Source organism: Campylobacter showae CC57C, assembly GCF_000344295.2.
Classification (GTDB): Bacteria; Campylobacterota; Campylobacteria; order Campylobacterales; family Campylobacteraceae; genus Campylobacter_A; species Campylobacter_A showae_B.
The window spans coordinates 1-3,092 of the sequence record NZ_AOTD01000187.1 but is presented as its reverse complement, the minus strand read 5'-3'; the positions used below and the strand labels follow the sequence as shown (position 1 = coordinate 3,092).

At 46.6% G+C, this 3,092-nt stretch carries 2 protein-coding genes and 1 pseudogene; 2 read left to right on the top strand and 1 reads right to left on the bottom strand.

Annotated elements, in window-relative coordinates; genetic code table 11:
• Positions 1-1,406, top strand: a 1,406-nt coding sequence (locus H740_RS07100) for an AAA family ATPase (RefSeq protein WP_002952775.1), incomplete at its 5' end; no start/stop codon positions are given.
• Between the two features lie 208 nt (positions 1,407-1,614).
• On the opposite strand, the gene H740_RS07095 is transcribed toward H740_RS07100, so the two are convergent.
• Entirely contained in the window at positions 1,615-2,679 is a 1,065-nt protein-coding gene (locus H740_RS07095) for a tyrosine-type recombinase/integrase (protein WP_002952774.1), read from the bottom strand.
• 166 nt (positions 2,680-2,845) lie between these two features.
• On the opposite strand from H740_RS07095, the pseudogene H740_RS07090 reads away from it, so the two are divergent.
• Positions 2,846-3,092 (top strand): annotated as a pseudogene (locus H740_RS07090) (chemotaxis protein); the annotation flags it as partial.

Genomic DNA, 3,092 nt, shown 5'->3' with positions numbered 1-3,092 from the left:
CGATCGATCTCATCGACGAGGCCGCAGCCGAGCTAAAAATGCAGATAGAAAGCGAGCCGTACGAACTCGCCCGCATAAAACGCGAGATCGTAACGCTGCAAGTCGAAAAAGAGGCGCTAAAAATGGAAGACGAGGCCAAAAATGCGGCGCGTCTAGCCGAGATAGAAAAGCAAATCGCAGATCTAAACGAGCAAAAACACGCTCTTGACGGTAAATTTGAAAACGAAAAGGCGGTTTTTGGCGGCATCTCAAAAGCAAAAAAAGAGATAGATAGCCTAAAAAGCGAGGCCGAGATAGCGCGCAGAAACGGCGATTTGCAGCGCGCGGCCGAGATCGAATACGGCAAAATTTTAGAAGCGGCCAATCGCCAAAAAGAGCTCGAAAAAAAATGGGACGAGATGAAAAAGGGCGGCGTGCTACTAAAAAATCAGGTCGATGAGGAGCTGGTGGCCGAAATACTAAGCAAATGGACGGGAATTTCGGTCAGCAAAATGCTAACTAGCGAAAAGCAAAAATATCTGATGATCGAGGAGCATTTGCGTGAAAGCGTCGTCGGTCAGGATGCCGCTTTGCACGCTCTAGCAAGAGCTATCAAGCGAAATAAAGCCGGCCTAAACGAGGGCGCGCGTCCGATCGGATCGTTTTTGTTTTTGGGGCCTACGGGCGTTGGTAAAACGCAGTCGGCAAAGGCTTTGGCTAAATTTTTATTTGACGACGAGCGCGCACTCATACGCTTTGATATGAGCGAATACATGGAAAAGCACAGCGTCTCTCGCCTGCTCGGAGCGCCTCCTGGATACGTGGGTTACGACGAGGGCGGACAGCTAACCGAAGCCGTGCGCAGACGTCCGTATAGCGTCATACTTTTTGACGAGATCGAAAAGGCTCACAAGGACGTGTTTAACGTGCTTTTAGGCATCCTAGACGACGGGCGGGCGACTGATAATAAGGGCGTGACGGTCGATTTTAAAAACACGATCATCATCCTCACGTCTAACATCGCGTCAAATTTCATCATGGATCTAAAGGGCGACGAGCGCGAGCAAGCGGTCAAAAACGAGCTTAAAAACTACTTTAAACCCGAGTTTTTAAACCGATTAGACGACACGATAATCTTTAATCCGCTCGATGAAGACGGGCTAATAAAAATCGTAGATATAATGTTTAAAGAGCTTGAAAAAACGCTACAAAATCGCGGTATCAAGGCGAGCCTAAGCGAAGAGGCGAAGAAATTTATCGCGGGTGCCGGCTTTGACATCGTTTACGGCGCTAGACCTTTGCGCCGCGCGCTATACGAGCTAGTGGAAGACCCGCTAGCCGACATGATCCTGCGCGACGAGCTTGAAAGCGGCGACGAGATCGTAATCGGTAGCGACAAAGAAAAAATAACTATATCTAAAATTTAACCCAAATTTACGGTCGCGTTTCAGGCGCGGCCGTTTTTATTCTCTCGTCAAATTCTTTAAATTTAACCGCGCAAATATCTTATATATAGACTACTCAAATTTGAAAACAGCATATTGACTCGCAAATTTAGCTAAATTTCAAATTTAACAAGCTCGCATGCCGTTAGCCGCCCGGATCAAATTTAGCAAAACCGCACAAATTTAGCGGCTATTCCCCGCTTAGCTCCTCGGCCACCTGAGCGGCGAGTTTTAGTTTTTCGCTATCAAAATGCGTGTAAATGCGCGAGGTGTTTAGGCTCGCGTGTCCGAGTGCCTCTTGCACTAAAACTAGATCCTTTTGCTTTTTATAAAGCATCGTGGCAAAGGTATGGCGCAGCATGTGAGCGCCGTTTTTTTCCTTGCGGATGCCTGCTTTAAAGAGGATCTGTTCGACGATGCGGCTCACGTATGCCTGCGTTAGGCGCGTGCCTTTTTTGTTGATAAAAAGATAGCCTTCTTTATTTATATAGTTTATCGCGATCGCGTCTAGGTGGGCTTCGATGAGGCGGCGCTTTATCATGACGACGCGGTATTTGTTGCCTTTGCCGCGGATTCTTATGACGTAGAGCTCGCCGTCCTCGGCTATATCTTTGCGCTTTAGATTTAGTGCCTCGCTCACGCGGATACCCGTAAAAATAATGATTTTTATGATGAGCTTGTTGCGGTTGGCGTTGCTTTTAAACTCCGCATTTTCGATCGCCTCCAAAAATCTCTTGACCTCATCTTCGCTCATAAACTCAGGCAGCTTTTGCCCGCGCGCTCCGCCCACGCCGCCCCAGTTTTTCAGCTCGATGTCAAACACGTGCGCCTTGCTATCCTCTTCGTTTTGCTTATCCAAAAATGCGAAAAAATTTATCGCGCTTATGCGGTAGTTTTTCTTGCTCGCGTCGCTTAGTCCGCCCGTGACGCTAGCTAGCACCTCGCTTAGCAGCTCCTCGTCGATCTGCTTTAGGCTCTCTAGCTCGTAAAATTTGAGCGTTTCGAATATCTTTTTAAGCGGATTAAAGTATGTATTTATGCCCGTTAGCCCGGCGTTTCTAGCCGATTTTACGAGGCCGTCTAGCTGGTCGATATTTTTTATCTCGCGGCTAAGGGCGAAATTTACGCTTGCTAGCGCCTTTGGGTCGCGAAGTTCTTTGTTTGAGAGCGAGCTAAGCTTAAATTTGACGTAACGAGTCAGCCAAAATATAAACGAGTTTTCAAAACTATCTTTGCAATCAAGCGCGTATTTCAAGATATTTTCCTTAAATTTATAAAAATTTGAAAAGCATTATAACCAAACGCTTCTAAAAAATAAATTTCGGATAATCTAAAAAACACTTTTAATAAAAATATTAACATTATCATTTAAGTTAAATTGTGATAAAGTTACGAAACCATTTTGATTCAAAGGAGAAAAAATGCAATCAACGCTAGGTTCGCGTCGTAGCTTTATTGCTGCGGCGGGTGTTTTTATCGCGGCGACCGCGCTCAGGGCCGCTCCGAATAAATTTGAAAAAACCAAAGGTCCGCGCTACGGCATGGTCATCGACCTCACGCGCTGCGTCGGCTGTCAGTCATGCACGATGAACTGCGCCATGGAAAACAACGTCCAAGCAGGCGCCTTTAGGACAATCGTTTCGGAGTACGAAGCTAGCGACAAAGACG